The following is a 21,985-nucleotide window of genomic DNA, read 5'->3' as shown; positions in this document are numbered from 1 at the left end:
GCGGCGATTCGCCCGGCAACGGGTTGGGGCGCCGCCGCTTTTTCTGTAGTCAAAACATGTACGTCGATTCCCACTGTCATTTGAATTTTCCGGAGCTGGCGGCTGATCTGCCGGCCATTCTTGATCGGATGGCCGCCAACCAGGTGACCCACGCGCTGGTGGTCAGCGTCAACATGCCCGAGTGGCCTGGCCTGATGGCACTGGTCGAACCGCAGGCGAACCTGTGGGCCTCGGTGGGCGTGCACCCCGACTACGAGGACACGCCTGACCCGTCGCCGGAAGAACTGGTCCGGCTGTCCGAACACCCCAAGGTCGTGGCCATCGGCGAGACCGGCCTGGACTACTACCGCCTGTCCGAACCGCTGGATTGGCAGCGCGAGCGCTTCCGCCGCCATATCCGCGCCGCCCGCGACACGGGGCTGCCCCTGATCGTCCATACGCGTGCGTCTGCCGAGGATACGGTGCGCGTGCTGCAGGAAGAGCGCGCGTCGGAAGTGGGCGGCGTCATGCACTGCTTCACCGAGAATTGGGAAGTGGCGCAGGCCGCGCTGGACCAGAATTTCTACATCTCGCTGTCGGGCATCGTCACGTTCAAGAACGCCCAGGTGGTGCACGAGGTGGCCGCCAAGGTGCCGCTGGACCGCCTGCTGATCGAGACGGACTCGCCGTATCTGGCGCCCGTGCCGTATCGGGGCAAGCTCAATGACCCGTCCAAGGTGATCCACGTAGCCGAGAAGATCGCCGACCTGAGAGGCATCACCGTGGCCGAAGTGGCGCAAGCGTCCACCGACAATTTCTTCCGTCTTTTCAATAAGATAAAGAAATAAGTTAAACCTGATTATTCAATCTGATTCCTAGGATAGCCATGACCGCCCAAACCCCGACCGCCCGTCACTTTCTGTTGTCGCGTTGCCGGGGAGCGCTGTTGGCCCTGGCGGTTGGGCTGGCGGCGCCGATGGCGCATGCGGCCAACCCTGGCGACTGGTGGGTCTACGTTGCCAATGACTATCCGGACGACATCAAAGACCTGCTGGCCCACGGGTCTGATCCCAACGTGCGCTACAAGAACGGCCAGCCTGCGCTGATGCGCGCGGTGGTGGATGGCGCCTGGAAGGTGTTTGACGTGATCGCCGCGGACAAGCGCACCGATGTGAACGCCGAGAACCCGGCGGGAGAGACGCCGCTGATGTACCTGGCGATCGCCGGCCAGACCGAGCGGGCGAAGACGTTGATCGCCCGCGGGGCGCAGGTCAACCGGCTGGGATGGACGCCGCTGCACTATGCGGCATCGAAAGGGCAGATGGAGATGGCGCGCCTGTTGCTGTCGAAGAAAGCCATCGTCAATGCCCCAGCCCCCGGGGGCGAGACGCCGCTGATGATGGCGGCATTGGGCGGCAACAAGGAAATGGTGGACCTGCTGGTGAAGTCGGGCGCCGACGTGACCACGCGCGACCTGAAAGGGCAGAGCGCGGCCGACTGGGCCCGCAATGGCAAATCAGCGTCACTGGCGACCGAACTGACGGCTATGGTGGCACGCGCGGACGATGCCAAGCGTGCGCGCCGAGCCGCCAACCCGGCGCCTGCCGAGGCCGAGACGGCCCCGGTGCCGGAAGCGATCGCCCCGACGGCAGCGCCCGACGTACCGCCCGCCCCGGCTGCGGCGTCGGGCAACGCGCCCGCGCCGGCGGCATCGCCCAGCGTGGGCGGTGTGTCGGGCGTGAAGCTGAACAACTACGACACGCCGGCTTCGCCCTGAGGCGCGGCGCCTGGCCCGGGCGCGTCAGCCACGGCTGGCCTCCCGCCCGCGCCGCTTAAATCACGTAGTTCTTGTAGCGCTCGATGTACTCGCGGGCGCTGGCATTCAATTCGCGCACGCAGCGCTCGGCTTCGTCGGCGTCGCCGCGAACCATCGCGTCCAGCAGGGCGCGGTATTGCTTGATTCCCATCTCTGAACGGCCCGGCAGCAACGCCACGCGGCGCATCGACACGCGGGTGCGGTCGTAGATGCGTTCGATCATGTCGCTGAGCACGGGGTTGCCCGCCAGTTCTTTGACGTGATTGCGGAACTGTTCGATCGTAGCCACGTGGGCCTCGATGTCGCCGTTTTTCAGGCTTTGTTCGAAGGGCTCGCCCAGCAGGGCCTGCATGGCCTCCCAATCGGCAGGCGTGGCATTGGCGATCGCCAGCCGCACGGCCAAGCCGTCCAGCGCTTCGCGCACCTGATAAAGCCGATACGTGGTTTCCATGTCGACGAGGGCGACGACGGCGCCTTTATTGGGCACCCGTTCAACCAGCGCGCGGTCTTCCAGCGTGGCCAGCACTTCACGCGCTTTGGCGCGCGGGATGTCGTAGGCCTGGGCCAGATCCTCTTCGGGCACGCGGGTGCCCGGCAGCAAAGCCTGCGAGGCAATGCGTTCCCGCAGGTCGCGGATGACCTCGTGGGTCGAGGCCGCCTTGCGCTGTTCTGTCGTGGCGGCGTCAGAGGGGGGATTGGCGCGTTTAGTGGGCATGTAGGCACCTGGATTGAGTCGCGGGAAGCATAGCATTATTTTGAACTCAAGATTGTGCACAATCAAGAATGCGAAATTGTAAATTGTCGTTGACACAATAAAACGCACAAGAATATAGTGACTTCACTTCGTCGGCTTACCCACGCATCCAAGGAGCCCAGGGCAATGAAAGACGCCGTGCAGTCATCTCAACTTCCTGGCCCGCAGTGCCAGGCTTACCTGGGGCGGCGCAATGCCGCTGTGGCGGCGGGCGTGGCCAACGGCCCGCCGGTATTTGCGGAACGTGCGGCGGGCGCGACGCTGACCGACCTGGATGGCAATGCCTTCATCGATTTCGCCGGTGGCATCGGCACCCTGAACGTGGGGCACGCCCATCCCGAGGTGGTTGCGGCGGTGCAGGCACAGGCCGAACGCTATCTGCACACCTGCTTCAACATCGTCATGTACCCGGGCTATATCGAATTGGCCGAAGCCCTGATTGATCTGGTGCCCGGCAACTGGCCCAAGAAGGCCATGCTGCAGACGACGGGCGCGGAAGCCGTGGAAAACGCGATCAAGGTGGCGCGGCGCGCGACGGGCCGGCAAGCGGTGGTGGCATTCGAAAGCGCCTTTCATGGGCGCACCTACATGGCGCTGTCCCTGACGGCCAAGGCGCCGGCCTATAAAAGCGGGTTTGGCCCCTTTGCCCCGGAGGTGTACCGTGCGCCGTTCCCCGTGCGGTACCGCTCGGACTTGAGCGAGGCGGAATGCGCCCAGGCGGCGTTCGATGCGTTCCGCAGGCTGGTCGAAACCGAGATCACGCCCGAGCAACTGGCGGCCGTGATCATCGAACCCATCCAGGGGGAGGGCGGCTTCCATGACGCGCCGCCGGCCTTCCTGCAAGCGCTGCGGGCGTACTGCACGCAGCACGGCATCGTGCTGATTGCCGACGAGATCCAGTCGGGCTTTTGCCGCACCGGCGAATGGTTCGCCACCGCGCATGCCGGCATCGAGGCCGATCTTTACACCTTGGCCAAGTCGATGGGGGGCGGGCTGCCCATTGCCGCGCTAGTGGGTCGCGCCGACCTGATGGACGCGCCCAAAGTGGGCGGATTGGGCGGTACCTATGGTGGCAATCCGCTGGCCTGCGCCGCGGCGTTGGCGACGATTGCGGTCATGCGGCGCGAAGACTACCCGGCCCGAGCCCGCGACGTGGGCGCACGGGTGCGTGAACGCTTTGCGGCGTGGGCCTCGCGCTTCGGCATAGTGGGCGACGTGCGCGGCCTGGGCGCCATGGTGGCGTTCGAAGTGGTCCGGGACAAGACGGGGCACGAGGCGGCCGGCGACCTGGCCGCACAGATCGTGCAGGCGGCCTATCAAGGCGGGCTGATCCTGGTGAAAGCGGGCTTTCACGGCAACGTCATCCGGTTTCTGGCGCCCCTGTGCATTACGGACGACGAGCTCGCCCGCGGGCTGGACATTCTTGAGCGCGCGGTCGCAGAGGTCCAGCAAGCGGCCGATGCCCACGCGCGACACGCGGCATAAAGGGGGTTTGGCATGCACACGTTGTTGAAACTGAAGAACGCCCGCAAAGTGGTCAGCCAACTGGGCGCCGCCCGGCCCGGGATGGAAGTGCTGGTGCTGTACGACCTGTACACCGGCCACAATGTCGAGCCCTTGGCCATCGCCGTGGACGAAGCGGGCGCGGGCTTGAACCTGTTGCAGATCGCGGGGTCCGCACGGCATGGCCGCCAATTGTCGCCCGTGGTCGCCCAGGCCATGCAGGCCGCGGACCTGGTGATCGCGCTGACCCGCGCCAATGCCGCACATACGGATGCGCGCCAACAGGCGACCCGCGCTGGCGTCGGCGTGATCGTCCTGCCGGAATCGCATCAGCCGGACTTCTTCCTGGCCGAAGGTTGGGAGGCCGATTTCGATGCCTTGCGTCCGCAGATCGAAGGCCTGGCGGACGCCTTGACGCGGGCGGACACGGCGCGGGTGACGACCGAACTGGGCACCGACGTGACGATGAGCATTGCCGGGCGTCGGGGTCGGGCGCTGCACGGGTTTGCGAACACGACGGACATTTCGGCGGGGTATTGCCTGGAATCCAGCCTGGCGCCGGTGGAAGGAACGGCCGAGGGCGTGATCGTGGTGAACGCCAGCATTCCCGGCGTGTCGCTGATCCGCGACGAGCCGGTGCGCATCCATATCGAGAAGGGGATGGCGGTGGCGATCGAAGGGGGCGAAGTGGCCCGCCAGTTCCGCGACTTGCTGGCCAGCTTCAACGATCCGCTGGTCTACAACCTGGGTGAACTGGGTGTAGGCATGAACCCGCGCTGCCAACTGGATGGCACGATGCTGTCGGATGAATCCGTCTACGGGTCGATCCAGCTTGCGCTGGGCACCAGCGCCTATATCGGTGGCACGGTCAAGGCGGCGGCGCATTACGACACCATCGTCACGGACGCCACGTTGACGCTGGACGGCCGGGTAGTGCTGCAAGGCACCGACCTTCGGCTGGAGGAAGCGGCATGAGCATCGACCTGAACCGCGAACCGGACGGCGTGGCAACCGTGCTGATGAACCGCCCGGCCAAGCGCAACGCCTTCACGCTGGACATGTACCGGGAATTCGGCCGCCTCATGGGCGAGCTGGACGCCGATGACGGGGTGCGCTGCGTCGTGCTGCGCGGCGCGGGCGGCGCGTTTTGCGCGGGCAGCGACATCGCGGGCTTTGGCGACGAACGCGACGGCGCGGCGCAAGCGGCGGACTATGCTGCCTTCACGCTGTCGATGACGGACAGGCTGAAGCACCTGCGCCACCCGACAGTGGCCTGCATTGAAGGCGTATGCGTGGGCGGCGGGCTGGAACTGGCGGCGTTGTGCGACATCCGGATCGCCGGGCGAAGCAGCCGGTACGGGATCCCCGTCAACCGGATCGGTTTGACCGTCGACCACCAGGAACTGGCGGACCTGATCGCGGTGATCGGCGCCACCCGGGCGCTGGAGATCCTGCTGGAGGGCCATGTCTTCGGCGCCGACGAGGCCATGTCCAAAGGGCTGTTGAGCCGGGTCGTGGACGACGGGCAGGTGGTTGAACACGCTTATGCCACGGCCCGCCGTATTGCGGCCGCCGCACCGCTGGTGAACCGCTGGCACAAGCGTTTCGCCGCCCAGTTGCGCGCCGGCCGCCCGCTGACCGATGCGGAGCGCCGCGAGGCCTACGCGTGCTTCGGTACCGAAGATTACCGGCGCGGCCGCGAGGCGTTCGCGCAGAAGCAGGTTCCCGCATTCACCGGCCGCTGACCGGCCACCGAACCAAGACGGATCCCACATGACTCAAGCTGCATCCCCCCTGGCCGGCATCAAGATCCTGGATCTGTCCCAGATCATGGCCGGCCCGTTTTGCACGATGGTGCTGGCCGACCTAGGCGCCGAGGTCATCAAGGTCGAGAAGACCGGCTCGGGCGACGATTCCCGCGAGATGGGGCCCTATGTGAACGGGGAGTCCACCTGCTTTGCGCAGATCAACCGCAACAAGCAGGGCATCGCGCTGAACTTGAAGGACCCCGAGGCGCGCGAGGTGCTGTACGACCTGGCGCGGTGGGCCGACGTGGTGGTCGAGAACTACCGGGTCGGCGTGACCCGGTCGCTGGGCGTGGATTATGAGACGCTCTCGGGGATCAATCCGCGCCTGGTGTATTGCTCGATTTCCGGCTATGGCCAATCCGGGCCTTACGCGGGCAAGGGCGGTTTCGATCTGGTGGCGCAAGGCATGAGCGGCATCATGAGCATGACCGGCGAGGCAGGCGGTAGGCCATTGAAGTCCGGCATCGCCATCTACGACGTGGGCGCGGGGCTGACGGCGGTCTACGCCATCCTGGCCGCCTGCATCCACCAGATGAAGACGGGCGAAGGCCAGCACATCGACATCGCGCTGGCGGAATGCGGACTGCCGTGGTTCGTGTGGGAGGCCGCCGCCTACTTCGCCGACGGCACGGTGCCGGAAGGCACGGGCAGCCGGCACCGGGTGTCCGCGCCGTATCAGGCGTTCGACACCCGCATGGGCTTCATCATGATCGGGGCCGCCAACCAGCGCACCTGGGAACGCCTGTGCACCGACGTGCTGGAGCGTCCCGAACTGGTTACCGATCCGCGCTTCGTGACCAACTCCGACCGGCTGGCGCATATCGCCGAGCTGGAGCCCATCCTTGAAGCCGAGTTCGCCCGCGCCGATGCCGCGGAATGGATCGCACGTTGCGAACGGGCCTCGGTGCCGTGCGGGCCGATCAATGATTTCGGACAGGCCATGCAAGACCCTCACTATCTGGCGCGCGGCATGGTGCAGGAGCTGGACCATCCCGTGCTGGGCACGATGAAGACCATCGGCATCCCCACCAAATTCTCGCGGACGCCGGGCGCCTTGCGCACGGCGGCGCCGCTGATGGGCCAGCACACCGACGACGTGCTGCGGCGCTTCGGCGTATCCGACGACCGTATCGCGGGCATGCGCGCCCGGGGGGTGATCGCGTAGACCGTACACCCGCAGCAGGCAGTACCGAAGTTGCATCCAAGCCACAAGGGGACGCCGGCGTCGCGCACGCCGGCGGCTATTCGAAGTTGAACAACGATGTTCACGCCGCAAGGAACCTTCATGACGCAGCCCACTCATTTTTCCCGACGCGATTTCCTCGCGGCCAGCGCCGCGCTTGCCGCCTCCGGCGCGGTGCCCGGCCTGGCCTGGGCGCAGGCCCAGGCAGCGCCGCCATTCCGGCTGGGCGCGCTCAATTCCATCACCGGGGTCGGCGGGCCATACGGGCCCGCCATGCTGGAGGCTATCAAGATCGCCATTGCGGAAGTCAACGCAGCGGGCGGCGCGGCGGGCAGGCAGATACAGCTGTACGCCGAAGACGACCAGACCAAGCCCGATGCGGCGGTACTGGCCGTGAAAAAACTGATCGAGATCAACAAGGTTGAAGCGGTGGTGGGCATCTGGCCGTCGTCGGTCGGGCTGGCCGCCATGCCGATCACCAACGCGGCGGGCCTCATCACGATGAACACCTGCGGCGCGCCTGAGATGCTGACCGAGAACAAGCTGGGGCTCGCCTGGATGTACCAGGCGTCCAACGCCGTGTTCGGCCGCGCGTTCGCCGAAGTGGCACGCCAGCGCGGCTTCAAGCGGCCGGCGGTGATGGCGTTCAACAATTCCACCTTCGTCGGGCAGGCCAATTATTTCCGGGACGCCTGGCGGGAGAAGGGCGGCGACGTCAGCGCGTTCACCGTCTACGAGCCGAACCAGACCACCTACCGCACCGAACTGAACAAGGTGCTGGCGTCCAAGCCCGATGTGATTTCACTGAGTGCCTACCGGCCCGACGCCACCATCATCCTCAAGGAATGGTTCCAGACCGGCCAGGACTGCAAGTTCATCATGCCGGGCTGGACCGCCAATGAAGACCTGGTCAAGGCATTGGGCAAAGAGGCGACCGAGGGCATCATTTCGATCTCGAATGTGGCCGCGCACGAACATGCGGCTTACAAGCGCTTTGCCGCCGAGTTCCGCAAGCGCACCAAGCGCGAGCCGGACATCTTCGCGTCCCAGTCCTATGACATGGTGATCACGCTGGCGCTGGCCATCGAGGCCGCAGGCGCCACGGCGGACGTGGCGGCCATCAACGGCAAGATCCGTGCGGTAACGGCGGAAGGCGGCGGCGAGAAAGTCAGCGGCTTCGCGCAGGGGCAGGCCCTGTTACGCGCCGGCAAGCCGGTGGACTACGACGGCGCCTCGTCGCGCCTGGACTTCGGCAAGCAGGGCGAGACCGTGCCCGATTTCGGCGTGTTCGACATCCGTGACGGCAAGCTGGTGCTTAACGAAGTCATCGCCGGCAAGGTCTGACGGCCAATCCAAGGGGAACATAAGATGGATGCAATCACCGTCATCAACGCCGGGATCAACGGCGTTGTGATCGGGATGCTGCTGGCGTTGCCGGCACTGGCGATTACGCTGGTGTTCGGCATTGCCCGCTTTCCCAACGCCGCCAGCGGCGACTACATGACGCTCGGGGCCTACGCCGCCGTTTTTACCCAGGCGCTGGCCGGCGGATCCCTGCTGGCGGGCGGCGTGGCCGCTGTCGTGGCGACGACCGCCGTCAGCCTTTTCTTCTATGCCTGGGTGTTCCGGCCGCTGGAGTCCCGATCGAACGTGTCGCGCCTGATCGCCTCGATCGGCGTCGCGTTCGCCTTGCGCAGCACGATCACGTTTTTTGCCGGGCAAGACCAATACACCTTTGATCTTCCCCTGACGCGGGCGTGGAACTTCGGGGGCGTGCGCATTCTGCCGACCGACGTTTACATCGTGGGCATCGCGGTGGGCGCGCTGGCGCTGGTCTTCGCCCTGATGCACATGACGCCGACGGGCCGGCGCATGCGGGCGGTGGCTGACAACCCCGAACTGGCGGCGGCCAGCGGCATCCGCGGGCGGCGCGTCATGGTCACGCTGTGGAGCATTGCCGGGGCCTACTGCGGCCTGGGCGGCGTGCTGCTGGGCATCAAGGCGGTGGTGATTCCCGAGCTGGGCTGGGAACTGCTGATGCCCATGTTCGCGGCGGTGATCCTGGGCGGCATCGGCAATCCCTTGGGCGCCATTGCCGGGATCATGGTGTTCAGCATTGCGCAGGAAGTCGCCAGCCTGGTGGTGGGGCCGGCCTACAAGATCGTCTTCGCGTTCGCGGTGCTGCTGTGCGTGCTGCTGCTGCGTCCCCAGGGTATTTTCGGCCGGCCGATGGCGGCGAGGTGACATCATGGAAGCCTATCTGATTGCAATCGCCATCGGTATCCTGATCTACATGCTGCTGGCCTTCGGCCTGTCGCTGCATTACGGGTTTACCGGACTGATCAACTTCGGCCACGTCGGTTTCTTCGCCATCGGCGCGTATACGTCAGCGCTGTTGTCGCTGAAAGGCGTGCCGGTGCCGGTATCCATGGCGGCGGCCGCTGCGTTCGCCGCGCTGGCGGCCTATCCGCTGGGCATGATCGCGTTGCGGCTGGGCAGCGACTACCTGGCCATCGTGACCTTGGGGTTCTCGGAATCCGTACGCATGGTCTTGCAGACCGAGGAGTGGCTGACGCGCGGCATGCATGGCCTGCCAGGCATTCCCCGTCTGTTCGCCGGCTGGGCGTCGCCGCAGACCGTGGACCTGTGGATCATGTTGTTGCTGCTTGCGGTCAACGCCGGCGCGCTGCTGCTGATCCACCTGGTGATCCGCAGCCCCTTCGGCCGCGTCATCGAGGCGGTGCGCGATAACGAGGTCGCCGTGCGCGCGCTCGGCAAGGACCCAGCCAAGTTCAAGACGCGTTCGCTGATGCTGGGGGCGGGGCTGGCGGGGTTGGCCGGCGCGTTCCAGGCGCACTACCTGACGTTCATCAGCCCCGAGCAGTTCGTGCCGCTGATCACTTTCTACATCTGGATCGCCATCATCCTGGGCGGGGTCGGTCGCCTGAGCGGCGTTGTGGCCGGGACCGTGCTGCTGGTCGGCTTCCTGGAAGGGTCGCGCTTCGTGCGCGACTTCGTCGGGGGCATTTCCGAGGTGCAGATGGCCAGCGTGCGCATCGGCATCATCGGCATCGCGCTCATCTGCGTGGTGCTGTACCGGCCGCAAGGCCTGTTCGGCAACACCTCGACTCGCAGGAGAAAGGCATGACGCTGCTTTCGATCAAAGGGCTGAGCGCCAGCTTCGGCGGCTTCAAGGCGCTGGACGACGTTTCGGTGGAAGTCCGCAAGGGCGAACTGGTCGGGGTGATCGGTACCAACGGCGCGGGCAAGAGCACGCTGTTCTCGGTCGTTACCGGGTACATCCCGCCAACCTCCGGGTGCGTGCGCTTCGCGGACGAGGACATCACCGGGGTGGCGGTGCATCAACGCGTGCGCCGCGGCCTGGCGCGCACGTTTCAGGTGCCGCGCGAATTCAGCCAGCTGACCGTCTTTGACAACATGATGGCGGCAGCGCCCGACCAGCGCGGCGAAAAGCTGGCGGCGCTGGTCTTTGCGCGACGCGAGGTGGCTCGAGAAGAGGCGCGCAACGCCGAGCGCGTGCATGAACTGCTGGCGTTTCTGAACTTGTCGCGAGTGGCGGACGAGCCGGCCGGCAAGCTGTCGGGCGGGCAGAAGAAGCTGCTGGAGCTCGGCCGGCTGCTGATGCTGGAGCCGCGCTGCATTTTGCTGGACGAACCGTTTGCCGGCGTCAATCCGGTGCTGATCGAAGAGCTGTCGGCGCGCATCGTCGAATTGAACCAGCGCGGCCTGACGGTGGCGATCATCGAGCACAACCTGGACGAGCTGGCGCGGATCGTGCCGCGCATGTATGTGATGGACCGGGGGCGCGTGATCGCCGAAGGCGCGCCCGATGGCGTGCTGGCCAACGAACGCGTGCGCGAAGCCTATATGGGAGGGGTGATATGAGTTTGCTCGTCATGCAAGGCCTGTCCGGCGGCTATGCCGAGGTGGATATCGTCAGCGGCATCGACATGACGGTGGCCGCCAACGAGATCGTCACCATCGCCGGCACCAACGGCGCGGGCAAGTCCACGCTGGTCAAGGCAGCGATGGGGCTTTTGCCGCGTATCGCTGGGACGATGGCGTTCGATGGCCGCGACCTGCTGGCGCTGCCCGTGGAGGAACGCGTGCGCATCGGCATCTCGTACGTGCCCCAGGTGCGCAACGTGTTCGGCGCGTTGACCGTGCTGGAGAACCTGCAGGTGGTGGAGCACGTGCAGGGGCGCGAGCAGCGTATCCGGGACATGTTCGAGCTGTTCCCGGCGCTAGCGGGACGGCGCAAGACGCATGCTGAAAACCTGTCCGGCGGCGAACGCCAGCAGTTGGCGTTTGCGCGGGCGCTGATGTCGTCGCCCCGGCTGATGGTGCTGGACGAGCCGTCGGCCGCTTTGTCGCCGGCGCTGACCGAGCAGGTGTTTGCCGAGGTGCGCCGCTTGCCGCAGATCGGCGTGGCCGTGTTGATGGTCGAGCAGCGTGCCCGCCAGGCGCTGGCCTTCAGCGACCGGGGATACATCCTGGACTCGGGGCGGATCGTGCTGACCGACACCGGGCAGGCGCTGCTGGCCAATCAGCACATGAGCGATCTGTACATCGGGCGGGGCGGCCATTCGTCCAATGCCCGCCCGGCGGTTTGAGGCGGCACCGTCCTCGTCCGCATCCTTCATCGACATTCTGGAGCCGTATCTTGCCTGCTACCGACACGATTGATCGCCCGGCGTCCCCCGTACGCCGCCCCGCGCCCAGCGCCACCGCCGCCTTGACCGCCACCGAGGGGCTGGCGGCGCTGGAGCAGGGCCGGCTGACCTGCGAAGCCTGGGCTCGGGCCTGCCTGGACCGCATCGAGGAACGCAACGCCGGCGTCAAGGCCTGGGTGCAGGTCGACGCCGACCGCGCGCTGGCGCGCGCGCGGCAATGGGATCGCCATGGCCGGCCGCAATTGCTGGACGGGGTGCCGCTGGGCATCAAGGACACCATCGATACCGCCGATATGCCTACGGAACTGGGCGACCCGGAGATTTTTCCCGGGCGCCAGCCCGATGCGGATGCGCCGGTCGTGACGCAGGCGCATGCGCTGGGCTTTAACGTATTGGGCAAGAACACGGTGTCGCGGCACGCCATCATGCTGCCCGGGCCCGCTCGCAACCCGCATGACCTGAGCCGCACGCCCGCCGCATCCTCCGCGGGCTCGGCCGCCGCCGTTGCCGACTTCATGACGCCGCTCTCCATCGGCACGCAGACCGCGGGGTCCATCCTGCGGCCGTCCGCCTTTTGCGGCGCGGTGGGGTTCAAGCCCACGCTGGATGCGATCCCCTACGTCGGCATCCGGCGGTATTCGCGCGTCCTGGACGTGATCGGCCCGATCTCCCGCAGTGTGGACGACGCGGCGCTGTTCATGCGCGCCTTCACGGGCGACCCGCGCTACGATCCGCGCCTGCCCGTGCGCAGCGACTTCCGCGCAGGCGTGTGGCGGCCCAAGGACTGGGCTGATACCGAGCCGTGCATGCGCGAGCGCTTCGAGGCGAACCTGCGGGCCTTGTCCGCCGCTGGAGTGACAGTGACGGAACTGGCCATGCCGGCTGCGTTCGACACGATGGGCGAGGCGCAGGACGTGATCATGGCCTATGACCTGGCGCGCGAGTACGCGGCGCTAAAGCGCGACCACGCGGCATTGTGCGACCCAGGGCTGATCGACTACCTGACGATGGGCGAGGGGCTGTCGGCCGCCGATTACGCTGGCGCGCTCGACGCGGCGGACGCTTGCCGCCGCGCCTTCTACGACGTGGCGCGCGACGTCGACACGGTCGTGATGCCGTCCACGCTGGGTGAAGCCCCGCTTGCCAGCAGCACTGGTAGTTCGGCGTTCATCCGTATCTGGTCTCTGCTGCACAACCCGTCCATCACGTTGCCGGTGGCGCGCGGGCCCAACGGCCTGCCGCTGGGCTTCCAGATGGTGGGCTTCGTCAAGGAAGACGCCCGGCTGCTGTACTGGGCCCGTTGCGCCGAACACATCCTGGGGTCGACCGCCCACCAGGCTTGAGGGCAGGCTCCAGCTGCAGCGGATGCCAGTCCGAAGCGGTTCGTCGGCAATTTCGGACTGTTTGGCGCCTTGCGGCGCCATTTTTTCGCCCAGGAATTCGGGGTTTTCCCTGTTGTTTCTCAATATTCGGGAATCGAAAGCAAGGATATAGCCGGAAATTGATAATCTGAGCGTTCATTGCTTGGAGCTATATCTTGATGTCGGAACCCTCGGTAGGGGCGGGCGCAGACCGTGTCCTTTATGTGTTGGCCACGTTGGCCCGGCACGATGGCACGCTGACGATCGCGGCGTTGGCCGAGAAGACCGGCCTGGCCCAAAGCACGCTGTACCGGCAGGTGGCGTTGCTCAAGCGCTGGGGATTCGTGGCCGAGCACGAAGGCGAATACGGCCCGGGGCCGCTGTGCGTCCAACTGGCCTGGGGCTTTGACCAGTCGTCTTTCCTGATTCACGAGGCGCAACCCGACATGGCCGCGCTGGCCGCGGCGTCCGGAGAAACCATCGGCCTGCTGGTGGCCGTTAAGGACCAGGCCGTCTGTCTGGACATGGTGGAAAGCCAACACCCGCTGCGCTGTTCCTTCACCAAGGGCCGGGGCCTGCCGCTGGCGCGCGGCGCTTCCGCGAAATCCCTGCTGGCCTTCATGCCGCAAGCCCGCTTGCAGGCCGCGCTGGCCTATCTGGCTGCCGAAGCCGGCGTGGACGCGGCCCGTCTGGCCGACGAACTGGAATTGATCCGGGCCCAAGGCTACGCCGTGACCGATAGCGAAGTCGACGCCGGCGTGTGGGGCGTCAGCGTGCCCATCTTCCAGCGTCCCAACCAGGCCGTGGCCTCCATCACGCTGATGGCGCCGTCCACCCGGGCCGCCCAGCGTCCCCGGGCGTTGATCGACCTGACCGTGGGCGCCGCCCGCCGCATTTCCGACCGTTTGAAGGTGCACTGACCCGCCGTGCTCCGGCTTGCCCCGCCAGTTTGAATTCCACGCTGTACCGCAACCATCGCCGTACCCATCCGCCGTATTTCATCCGCCGTATTCATCGCCGTACCCCTTTCCCATAGGACTGACCATGACCACTCGCCGCACATTGCTGACCGCCGCCCTGACGCTGGGCCTGGCCTGGAGCGCCGGCCCCGCGCACGCCCAGGAAACCATCCGCGCCGTCACTGACGCCACCTTCCCGCCGATGGAGTTTGTCAAAGACGGCAAGCGCACCGGTTTCGACATTGAGCTGGTCGAAGCGCTGGCAGGCGCCATGGGCAAGAAAGTCGAGTGGATCGACATCGACTTCAAGGGCCTGATTCCCGCCTTGCAGGCCGGCCGTGCCGACATCGCCGTGTCCGCCATCTACATCACGCCCGAGCGCAGCAAGGTCGTGGACTTCACCGATCCGTACTACGCGGGCGGGCTGGTGGTGCTGACCAAGACGGATAGCCCCATCAAGACGCTGAAGGACCTGGACGGCCGCAAGGTGTCGGTGCAGGTCGGCACGAAGTCGGTCAACTACCTGAAGGACCACTTCCCGGCCGTGCAGCGCGTGGAAGTCGAAAAGAACCAGGAAATGTTCAACCTGGTGCAGATCGGCCGCGCCGACGCCGCCGTGACGGGCAAGCCTGCCGCCAAGCTGTTCGCGCAAAGCACCACGGGCCTGACGGTGCTGAACGACCAGGTGACCACCGAGGACTACGGCATCGCCGTGCCCAAGAACAAGCCTGAACTGACGCGCGAGCTGAACGCGGCGCTGCAGAAGTTGAAGAGCGACGGCAGCTATCAGGCCATCGTGACCAAGTGGTTCGAGGCGCCCGCGAAATGAACCTGGATTTTTCTCCCGTCTTTGCCGACTTCGACGCGCTACTGCGCGGCGCGGTGGTCACCGTCGAGGTGACCGCCGGCGCCTTGCTGCTGGGTTGCGTCATCGGCCTGCTGGTCGGCGTCGGCCGGCTCAACCCGCAGCGCCGCGTCATCTACCACCTGTGCAGCACGTATCTGCTGTTCTTTCGCGGCACCCCGTTGCTGGTGCAGCTGTTCATCTGGTTCTTCGGCCTGCCGCAGTTCGGCGTGACGCTGCCGGCGTTCGCCTGCGGCGTGCTGGGCCTGGGCATGTATTCCGGCGCCTACGTGTCGGAAATCGTGCGAGGCGCAATCCAGTCGGTCGACCGTGGCCAGACGGAAGCGGCGCGTTCACTGGGCATGTCATCCGGCCAGGCCATGCGCATCATCATCCTGCCGCAGGCGGTGGTGCGCATGATCCCGCCGCTGGGCAATGAGTTCATCGCGCTGATCAAGAATTCCGCGCTGGTGTCGTTGTTGACCATTCACGATCTGATGCATGAAGGGCAGAAGATCATCAGCGTGTCGTATCGCTCGCTGGAAACCTATCTGGTGGTGGCATTGATCTATCTGGTCCTGACGACCGCCGCCATGGTGATTTTGCGCAAGGTGGAACAACGCCTGCGCGCCGGAGGGATGGTGCAATGAACCAGTTCGGCAATCCACAGGAAATGATCCGCATCCGCGGCCTGCACAAGTCTTACGGCGACCACGCCGTGCTACGGGGCATCGATTTCGACGTGCTGCCTTCGCAGGTGGTGGTCGTGATCGGGCCCAGCGGTTCGGGTAAAAGCACCTTGCTGCGCTGTTGCAACGGGTTGGAAGTGGCGCAAGCCGGCACCGTGGATATCTGCGGCCAGACCTTGCTGGACCACGGCCAGCTGCTGCCGGAGGCGCAACTGAACCAGTTGCGCATGCAGGTGGGCATGGTCTTCCAGGGCTTCAACCTGTTTCCCCATCTGTCGGTGCTGGAGAACGTGACGGTCGGTCCGCGCAAGCTGCGCGGCATGGGCCGCGACGAGGCCAATGCACTGGCGGAAGACTTGCTGCGCAAGGTTGGCCTGTCGCAGAAGACGGCCGCCATGCCGGCCAGCCTGTCGGGCGGGCAGAAGCAGCGCGTGGCGATCGCCCGGGCGCTGGCCATGCAGCCCAAGGTCATGCTGTTCGATGAACCCACGTCGGCGCTGGACCCGGAACTGGTGGGCGAAGTGCTGCAGGTGATGAAGCTGCTGGCCCGCGAAGGCATGACGATGATGGTCGTGACGCACGAAATGGGCTTCGCCCGCGACGTGGCCGACGTCGTGGCCGTGATGGACGGCGGGGTGATCCTGGAATCCGGCCCGCCTGAGGTGATCTTCAGCCAGCCGCGCGAACCGCGTACCCGGGAATTCCTCCAAGCCGTGTTGAGCGCAGGGCAGGGGGCGGCGGCATGACTTCCCCGCAATTGGATAAAAGCGTGTGGAAGGCGCGGGACGATAGCGCCGAGCAAGGCGACACGCGCCGCCTGGCGCATATCGTCGAGGCCGCCGCGGGGCAGGTCGAAAAGGGCGAGCCCGTGCTGTTGGGGTTTGCCTGCGACGCCGGGGTGGCGCGTAACCAGGGGCGTGTCGGCGCGGCCGAAGGCCCGGCCGGCATCCGCAAGTTCCTGGCGGGCCTGCCTGCCCATGGTTTGACGCGACTGCTGGACGCGGGCGACGTGGCGTGCGTGGGCGACCAGCTGGAAGACGCCCAGGAACGCCTGGGTCTGCGCGTGGCCGACCTGCTGGGGCAGGGCGCCCGCCCGCTGGTGCTGGGCGGTGGCCACGAGATCGCCTGGGGCAGCTTTCAGGGCCTGGCGCGCTGGCTGGAAGCCCGTGGCGACACGGACCCCGTACTGGTGCTGAACCTGGACGCGCACTTTGACTTGCGCACGGGCCGTCCGGGCAGTTCGGGCACGCCGTTCGACCAGATCACCCGCTACTGCGAAGCGCGCGGGCAGGCGCTGCAATATGCCTGCCTGGGCGTGTCGCGGCTGGCCAATACGCCCGCGCTGTACGCCCGGGCGGCCGAGGTCGGCGCGGTCTGGGTCGAAGACCACGACATGCAGGAACGGCATCTTGAAGCCCGCCTGGCCAACGTGGACGCCTTGCTGGCGCGCGCGCGCCATGTCTACCTGACGATCGACCTGGACGTGTTGCCCGCGGCAGTCATGCCCGGGGTGTCGGCCCCGGCGCCTTATGGGGTGCCGATGTCGGTGATCGAGGAAATCGTGCTGCGGGTGAAAGCCAGCGGCAAGCTCCGGCTGGCCGATATGGCGGAGTACAGCCCGCGCTTCGACGTGGACGGGCACGGCGCCCGCGCGGCCGCCCGGTTGGCCTGGCAACTGCTGTCGGCCTGAAGGCGGATGCGGTGATCAAGGGGCGGCTTCCTCAGGGAGGTCGCCCCTTTTTGCGTGCCGGCGCGGGTGGCCCCGCGTCGGCGAAGCGGCGGCCGGGCAAGCTGGACGCTTGCGGAACGGGAGCTTAGGATAGGGGCAGTTCCAAGACCGGGCGTGTGACCCGTACGGTATCCGCAACAGCTATATGTCCCTATTTAATATATTTTAAATTTAAATGGGGACGCTATAACTTTCGTGGATAAAATGGCGCAACTTTGTCAGGAGATCATGCTCATGTCTCAAACTCCCACCCATGCCTTGCCGTCTTATCTGAATGCCGATGACCTCGGCCCCTGGGGTAATTACCTGCAACAAGTCGACCGGGTCACCCCGTACCTCGGCACGCTGAGCCGGTGGGTCGAGACCCTGAAGCGCCCGAAGCGCGCGCTGATCGTCGATGTGCCGATCGAACTGGACAATGGCACGATCGCCCACTTCGAGGGCTATCGCGTGCAGCACAACGTGTCGCGCGGCCCGGGCAAGGGCGGCGTGCGTTTCCACCAGGATGTGACCCTGTCCGAAGTGATGGCGCTGGCCGCCTGGATGTCGGTCAAGAACGCGGCGGTGAACCTGCCCTACGGCGGCGCCAAGGGCGGCATCCGTGTCGATCCGCGCAACCTGTCGCAATCCGAACTCGAGCGCATGACGCGCCGCTACACCAGCGAAATCGGTGTGATCGTGGGTCCGTCCAAAGACATCCCCGCGCCTGACGTGGGCACCAACGCCCAGACCATGGCCTGGATGATGGACACCTATTCCATGAACGAAGGCGCGACCGCCACCGGTGTGGTCACCGGCAAGCCGATCGCGCTGGGCGGCAGCCTGGGCCGTGTCGAAGCGACCGGCCGCGGCGTGTTCGTCGTGGCGTGCGAAGCCGCCCGCGACCTGAACATCGACGTCTCGAAGTCGCGCGTGGTCGTGCAGGGCTTCGGCAACGTGGGCGGCACCGCCGCCCGCCTGTTCCATGAAGCCGGCGCGAAGGTCATCGCCGCGCAGGATCATACCGGCACGGTGCACAACCCCGAAGGGCTGGACGTCCACAAGCTGCTGTCGCACGTGTCGCAGCACGGCGGCGTGGGCGGCTTCTCGGGCGGCCAGGCTTTCGACAAGGACGAATTCTGGACGCTGGAAACCGAATTCCTGATCCCGGCTGCCCTGGAAAGCCAGATCACCGCCGAGAACGCGCCCAAGGTGCGCGCGAAGGTCGTGGTGGAAGGCGCCAACGGCCCGACCACCCCGGAAGCGGACGACATCCTGGCCGAACACGGCGTCTACGTGGTGCCGGACGTGCTGGCCAACGCCGGTGGCGTGACAGTGTCCTATTTTGAATGGGTGCAGGACTTCTCCAGCTTCTTCTGGAGCGAAGAAGAGATCAACCAGCGCCTGGAACGCATCATGCGCGAAGCCTACGGCTCCGTGTCGCAAGTGGCCAAGGAACACAAGGTCACGTTGCGCACTGCCGCGTTCATCGTGGCTTGCACCCGGATCCTGCAAGCGCGCCAAGTGCGCGGCCTGTATCCTTGATGACTGAATCGGCGAGGCGTTCTTGAACGACTCGTCGAGGAGGTAGAGGGAGACAAAAACAGAAATCGCCCCGAAAGGGGCGATTTCCATTTCAGGAGATACGCATGACGCAACACTTGCCATCCACGACACTTGCCGTGGATCCCGCCTGGATCGACGCCTACGGCCATCTGAACGCCGCCCACTATGTCGGCATCTTCGACCGGGTGGGATTCGAATTGCTCAGCCAGGTGGGTGTCGGGTTGGACTATACCGAGGCCACGCGCTGCGGCATCTATACGATGAACGTCCACGTGGCCTACCTGCGGGAAGTGCTGGAGGGGGATCCCCTGATGCTGCAGGTGCGCCTGCTTGAGTCCGACAACAAGCGGCTGCTCTGCCTGATGGAGCTGACGCAAACGCGCGACGGCTATCTGGCGGCCACGATGGAGCAGTTGTCGCTGCACGTCGACCTGAACACGCGGCGCGCCACGCCGTTCCCGGACGCGCTGGCAGCGCGGCTGGCGCGCACGGTGGCAGAACACGCCGAACACCCCCTACCCAAAGGCTACCGGCGGCTGCTGCCGTTGCAGGGGGCTCGCTGAGCATCCGGCGCCGGTACGCACGTCCTATCTTGGAGGCGTGCCGGCATCCGCGCCGAATGTTGCTTGTTAACACACCCCGATGACAGCCTTGCGACCGCGCCCTACACTTAGCCCGGGTGTGGAGCTCAGGCCACATGTAGGCGTTTTTTTCGAGATCTTGGACGGGTTTTCCTTGCGTCTAGAAAACTGACACATTGCGTCCCTAGAATTCGTTCCTGCCATGCGCCGCACGCCGTTTGCCATGCAAACCCAGCCACCTGCGCATGTATGTTCAATCAAAGGGATTACGCAATGAAAAAGACTCTGCTCGTCACCGCGCTGTTCGCCGCCCTGTCCGGCGTGGCCCAAGCCGAAACCTCGGTGACGCTGTACGGCCTGATCGATACTGGTATCGGCTTCCAGCAAATCAAAGGCAATAACGATTACAAAGAATCCAAGTTCGGCATGGTCAATGGCGTGTCGAGCGGTTCGCGTTGGGGCCTGCGCGGCGCCGAAGACCTGGGCGACGGCCTGAGCGCCGTGTTCACGCTGGAAAGCGGCTTCAACTCGGCCAACGGCCAATCGGGCCAAAGCAGCCGCCTGTTCGGCCGCCAAGCCACCGTCGGCCTGAAGAGCGATTCCTGGGGCCTGCTGGAATTCGGCCGTCAGACCAACATCGCGTCGAAGTACCTGGCCGCGATCGAGCCGTTCGCCGGCAGCTACGGCCAAGCCAACGTCGGCGTGGCCTTCAGCGCCGCCAACACGGTCCGCTACGACAACATGGTGCAGTACTCGACCCCGTCGTTCAGCGGCTTCCAGTTCGGCGTCGGCTACTCGTTCAACGCGGCTGACACCACCGCCGCGCAAACCGGCTTCAAGACCGCCGACAACACCCGCGCCATCACGACCGGCCTGCGCTACGTCAACGGCCCGGTGAACGTCGCGCTGACGTATGACCAGCTGAACCCCGCCAACCAGTTGAACACCGATGCCACGCCCAAGTCGTGGACGATCGCCGGTGCGTACGACTTTGAAGTCGTGAAGCTGGCGTTGGGCTTCGGCCAGACGCGCGACGGCTGGTTCACCGGCCAAAGCGTCAACTCGTTCGGCAGCGGCAGCCCCACGGCGACCAGCTTCGGCACGAACGTCGCGGTGTCGGGCTTCAAGGCCAACTCGTACCTGGTCGGCCTGACCGTGCCGCTGGGCGCCAGCAGCATCCTGGCGTCGTGGCAGCGTGCTGACCCGAACGGCAGCAACCCGCTGACGGCCGGCAACGAGTCGACGATGAACGTCTACAGCATCGGCTACACGTACAACCTGTCCAAGCGCACCAACCTGTACGCGCTGGGCTCCTACGCCACCGACTTCGCGTTTGTCGACGGTCTGAAGAGCTCTGTCGGTATCGTGGGTATCCGTCACCGCTTCTAAGCGCCTGACGTGAGCCGGCGGCGGGCGCGCTTGCGGCGCGCCGCCGGCTCCTTCAGGCCGCGGTTGCATTGAGCGGACTGGGCGTCTTACCCGGCCATAGACGCGAAAAAAGCGGCCACCTCCCTAGCTCCACCCTCAGTCCGCTCACCCGAACCCCGGTCTCGAAGAGACCTTGCGCGCCGCGGCGCGTGCAAAAGGCCGGCAACAGGCAGATGCCTGTTGCCGGCCTTCGCGTATCGGGAGCGCAAACCATCTCGCCCGACGGCTTGCTTGCAGCTCGCCGCAACCGCTATCGGCTACGACTTCGGCAGCAACTCCGGTTTGAAGATGCCGCGCAGGTCCGCGTACGGGATGCTGAGCTCGGGCTCGCCATGCGAGTACGGCGCAATCGAATAGGCGTCGTACTTCACGACGATGCCGTCGCGCGTCAGCGCGAAGTTGTCGCTTTCCTGGAAGGGCCACATCTTGCTGTAGGCCGCGGGGTCCCGCTTGGCATCCGGATTGGCCGTCAGCCACTTAGCGTGGGCGCGCTGCAGCGCCGCCACGTATTCGGCCCGACGGCCAGGGATCAGCGCTTCGTCCAGGCTCATGACGCGGTCGCGGCTGCGTTCCCAGTTCAAGTACTGCGTGGCCGGGATGCCGTGCGCGGCGCCGGTCAGGAACTGCTCGGTGTGCAGTTCGATCGACACGATGTCGCCCACGGTGTCCTTGACGCTGGCCTTGAAATAGGTGGCGTCGCGCGGACGGGCCGTCGACCAGAAATACTGCGTGTACTCCGACAGCGTGTTGTACGGGCCGCGGCGGTTGGCGTCGGTGCCGGTCATGTAGGCCAGCACGTGATCCACCAGCGCCGTCAGCTTGGGGATGCCCGGAAACGCCACGCTGTCGATTTCAATGCGCGGGCAGTCGCCCTCGCAGCCGGGCTTGTTCGAGGCCCATTTGATGCGTTCGGTGGACAGGTCCCCCACCTTCTCCGGCGTGGAGGAGGTGGGGCTGGCCAGGGTGATGTTCGCCGGCGGCGCACTGCCGCAGCCGGCAAGCGCCAATAGGGCAGCGCCCAGGATCAGACCGCTTATCGCGCCTTGCGGCGTGAACGTGCGACGCATTGAACTACCTCCACAAAATCTAGGCTTGATGGCAACAGGCTTTGG

22 protein-coding genes are annotated in these 21,985 nt (G+C 65.8%); 20 read left to right on the top strand and 2 right to left on the bottom strand.

Annotated elements, in window-relative coordinates; genetic code table 11:
- The first annotated feature begins 56 nt into the window (after positions 1-56).
- Both AC3WMU_RS08920 and AC3WMU_RS08915 read left to right on the top strand, forming a co-directional pair.
- On the top strand, positions 57-827 hold the full coding sequence (locus AC3WMU_RS08920) for a TatD family hydrolase (protein WP_006223402.1): 771 nt from the start codon (positions 57-59) through the stop codon (positions 825-827).
- A gap of 38 nt (positions 828-865) precedes the next feature.
- The gene (locus AC3WMU_RS08915; RefSeq protein WP_424626012.1) at positions 866-1,756 is read left to right on the top strand and encodes an ankyrin repeat domain-containing protein; all 891 of its coding nucleotides are present in this window, start codon (positions 866-868) and stop codon (positions 1,754-1,756) included.
- Positions 1,757-1,811: 55 nt separating this feature from the next.
- Here the strand turns inward: AC3WMU_RS08915 and AC3WMU_RS08910 are convergent, their stop codons facing one another.
- On the bottom strand, positions 1,812-2,510 hold the full coding sequence (locus tag AC3WMU_RS08910; RefSeq protein ID WP_006223400.1) for a GntR family transcriptional regulator: 699 nt from the start codon (positions 2,508-2,510) through the stop codon (positions 1,812-1,814).
- A 165-nt stretch (positions 2,511-2,675) separates the two neighbouring features.
- Here AC3WMU_RS08910 and gabT point away from each other — a divergent pair, with 165 nt between their 5' ends.
- The 18 genes from gabT to AC3WMU_RS08820 all read left to right on the top strand — a co-directional run bounded on the left by gabT (position 2,676) and on the right by AC3WMU_RS08820 (position 20,834).
- On the top strand, positions 2,676-4,034 hold the full coding sequence (gene gabT / locus AC3WMU_RS08905; RefSeq protein ID WP_492282198.1) for a 4-aminobutyrate--2-oxoglutarate transaminase: 1,359 nt from the start codon (positions 2,676-2,678) through the stop codon (positions 4,032-4,034).
- A gap of 12 nt (positions 4,035-4,046) precedes the next feature.
- Positions 4,047-5,027: an aminopeptidase gene (locus AC3WMU_RS08900; protein WP_424626010.1), complete on the top strand. Its 981-nt coding sequence runs from the start codon at positions 4,047-4,049 to the stop codon at positions 5,025-5,027.
- Positions 5,024-5,797, top strand: a complete 774-nt coding sequence (locus tag AC3WMU_RS08895) for an enoyl-CoA hydratase/isomerase family protein (protein WP_006223397.1) — start codon at positions 5,024-5,026, stop codon at positions 5,795-5,797. The genes AC3WMU_RS08900 and AC3WMU_RS08895 overlap by 4 nt, the downstream gene beginning before the upstream one ends.
- Before the next feature lie 28 nt (positions 5,798-5,825).
- Entirely contained in the window at positions 5,826-7,025 is a 1,200-nt protein-coding gene (locus AC3WMU_RS08890; RefSeq protein ID WP_492282197.1) for a CaiB/BaiF CoA transferase family protein, read from the top strand.
- A 120-nt stretch (positions 7,026-7,145) separates the two neighbouring features.
- Complete coding sequence (locus AC3WMU_RS08885; RefSeq protein WP_234704757.1) at positions 7,146-8,387, top strand: ABC transporter substrate-binding protein; 1,242 nt, start codon at positions 7,146-7,148, stop codon at positions 8,385-8,387.
- 24 nt (positions 8,388-8,411) lie between these two features.
- Positions 8,412-9,287, top strand: coding sequence for a branched-chain amino acid ABC transporter permease (locus AC3WMU_RS08880; protein ID WP_006223393.1), 876 nt, complete (start codon positions 8,412-8,414; stop codon positions 9,285-9,287).
- A gap of 4 nt (positions 9,288-9,291) precedes the next feature.
- Positions 9,292-10,191, top strand: coding sequence for a branched-chain amino acid ABC transporter permease (locus AC3WMU_RS08875; RefSeq protein ID WP_006223392.1), 900 nt, complete (start codon positions 9,292-9,294; stop codon positions 10,189-10,191).
- Positions 10,188-10,949 carry an ABC transporter ATP-binding protein gene (locus AC3WMU_RS08870; RefSeq protein ID WP_006223391.1) on the top strand — a complete coding sequence of 254 codons (762 nt, stop codon included), beginning with the start codon at positions 10,188-10,190 and terminating at the stop codon, positions 10,947-10,949. The genes AC3WMU_RS08875 and AC3WMU_RS08870 overlap by 4 nt, the downstream gene beginning before the upstream one ends.
- Positions 10,946-11,677 carry an ABC transporter ATP-binding protein gene (locus tag AC3WMU_RS08865; protein ID WP_492282196.1) on the top strand — a complete coding sequence of 244 codons (732 nt, stop codon included), beginning with the start codon at positions 10,946-10,948 and terminating at the stop codon, positions 11,675-11,677. Before AC3WMU_RS08870 ends, AC3WMU_RS08865 begins: the two co-directional genes overlap by 4 nt.
- 50 nt (positions 11,678-11,727) lie before the next feature.
- Positions 11,728-13,080, top strand: a complete 1,353-nt coding sequence (locus AC3WMU_RS08860; RefSeq protein ID WP_006223388.1) for an amidase — start codon at positions 11,728-11,730, stop codon at positions 13,078-13,080.
- A 197-nt stretch (positions 13,081-13,277) separates the two neighbouring features.
- On the top strand, positions 13,278-14,018 hold the full coding sequence (locus tag AC3WMU_RS08855) for an IclR family transcriptional regulator (RefSeq protein ID WP_492282368.1): 741 nt from the start codon (positions 13,278-13,280) through the stop codon (positions 14,016-14,018).
- A gap of 124 nt (positions 14,019-14,142) precedes the next feature.
- Positions 14,143-14,886, top strand: a complete 744-nt coding sequence (locus AC3WMU_RS08850; protein ID WP_006223386.1) for a transporter substrate-binding domain-containing protein — start codon at positions 14,143-14,145, stop codon at positions 14,884-14,886.
- Positions 14,883-15,551, top strand: a complete 669-nt coding sequence (locus tag AC3WMU_RS08845) for an amino acid ABC transporter permease (RefSeq protein ID WP_006223385.1) — start codon at positions 14,883-14,885, stop codon at positions 15,549-15,551. The genes AC3WMU_RS08850 and AC3WMU_RS08845 overlap by 4 nt, the downstream gene beginning before the upstream one ends.
- On the top strand, positions 15,548-16,336 hold the full coding sequence (locus AC3WMU_RS08840; protein WP_006223384.1) for an amino acid ABC transporter ATP-binding protein: 789 nt from the start codon (positions 15,548-15,550) through the stop codon (positions 16,334-16,336). The genes AC3WMU_RS08845 and AC3WMU_RS08840 overlap by 4 nt, the downstream gene beginning before the upstream one ends.
- Positions 16,333-17,280 (top strand): formimidoylglutamase, encoded by a 948-nt coding sequence (gene hutG, locus AC3WMU_RS08835; protein ID WP_492282195.1) that lies wholly within the window; start codon positions 16,333-16,335, stop codon positions 17,278-17,280. Before AC3WMU_RS08840 ends, hutG begins: the two co-directional genes overlap by 4 nt.
- A 273-nt stretch (positions 17,281-17,553) precedes the next feature.
- Entirely contained in the window at positions 17,554-18,843 is a 1,290-nt protein-coding gene (locus tag AC3WMU_RS08830; protein ID WP_006223382.1) for a Glu/Leu/Phe/Val family dehydrogenase, read from the top strand.
- A gap of 104 nt (positions 18,844-18,947) precedes the next feature.
- Entirely contained in the window at positions 18,948-19,427 is a 480-nt protein-coding gene (locus AC3WMU_RS08825) for a thioesterase family protein (RefSeq protein ID WP_088588302.1), read from the top strand.
- Positions 19,428-19,718: 291 nt separating this feature from the next.
- A complete protein-coding gene (locus tag AC3WMU_RS08820; protein ID WP_280028504.1) occupies positions 19,719-20,834 on the top strand; it encodes a porin in 1,116 nt (371 codons plus the stop codon).
- 296 nt (positions 20,835-21,130) lie between these two features.
- On the opposite strand, the gene AC3WMU_RS08815 is transcribed toward AC3WMU_RS08820, so the two are convergent.
- The gene (locus tag AC3WMU_RS08815) at positions 21,131-21,940 is read right to left on the bottom strand and encodes an RsiV family protein (protein ID WP_315130994.1); all 810 of its coding nucleotides are present in this window, start codon (positions 21,938-21,940) and stop codon (positions 21,131-21,133) included.
- Positions 21,941-21,985 lie beyond the last annotated feature (45 nt).

Source organism: Achromobacter sp. FW305-C-13, from assembly GCF_058783475.1.
The sequence above is the reverse complement of the archived record's forward strand: the minus strand, read 5'-3'. Positions and strand labels throughout refer to the sequence as shown.